The sequence below is a fragment of the Pseudomonas sp. GL93 genome, assembly GCF_003408955.1.
Classification (GTDB): domain Bacteria; phylum Pseudomonadota; class Gammaproteobacteria; order Pseudomonadales; family Pseudomonadaceae; genus Aquipseudomonas; species Aquipseudomonas paracarnis.
Window position 1 is genome coordinate 1 of sequence record NZ_NKRF01000035.1, and the last position, 1079, is coordinate 1079.

General features: G+C 57.0%; 1 protein-coding gene. It reads left to right on the plus strand.

What is annotated here, in order from left to right; genetic code table 11:
- On the plus strand, positions 1-1073 hold a 1073-nt coding region (locus CER19_RS06070), incomplete at its 5' end, for an immunoglobulin-like domain-containing protein (protein ID WP_371921538.1).
- Positions 1074-1079 lie beyond the last annotated feature (6 nt).

Sequence of the window (1079 nt, forward strand, 5' to 3'; positions counted from 1 at the left end):
CCATCAATGACACCATCGATAAAGTCGACGTGGTTCTGACCGCCACCACCACCGTGGGCGAAGGCGGCAACATCGTTTACACCGCCAGCCTTGTGGATAAAAACGGCGCACCGGTGACCAACATCACCAACCCGTTGACCGTAACCCTCGATAACGGCAAGACCATCACCATCGGCGTAAACCAATCGAGCGGTAGCGTTTCGGTTATTGCTCCTGATGATGTGTACAAAGGCGATCAAACCGTTACCACCGCTATCAAAGGTGTGACCGGTGGCGAGCACTTTGAAAATCTGGTGCCGGGTACTACGGCGGTGAACACCACCGTCACAGACACACCGGGTACGGACAACACGACTACTGTCACCCTGACCGCGCCCAAGGCCGGTAACGAAGGCGGCCAGATCACCTACACCGCGACCTTGAGCAATAAGGCCGGTACCGACGTCACGCTGAAACTCGACAACGGGTCAAACATCACCATCAAAGCTGGCGACACCGTCGGCACCGTGACCGTCCCTGCACCTACCGATGACGTGTTCATCGACAAGAGCACCCAGACCGTCAAGATCACCGAGACCACGGGCGGCAACTTCGAAAAACTGGAAGTTGCAGGCAACGGTGCGACCACCACCATCAACGACACTATCGATAAGGTCGATGTCGTTCTGACTGCCACCACCACCGTCGGCGAGGGCGGCAACATCGTCTACACCGCCAGCCTTGTGGATAAGAACGGCGCGCCGGTGACTAACATCACCAACCCGCTGACCGTGACATTGGATAACGGTAAAACCATCACCATCGGTGTGAATCAGTCCAGCGGCTCCATCACCAAAATTGCGCCAAACGACGTCTACAAAGGCGATCAAACTGTCACCACCGCGATCAAAGGTGTGGCTGGCGGCGAACATTTCGAGAACCTGGTACCGGGTACTACGGCGGTGAACACCACTGTTACGGATACCCCAGGCACCGACAACACCACCACGGTTACGCTGACTGCGCCAAGTGCCGTTAACGAGGGCGGCAACATCGTCTACACCGCCAGCCTTGAGCAACAAGGCCGGTACTGACGTCAC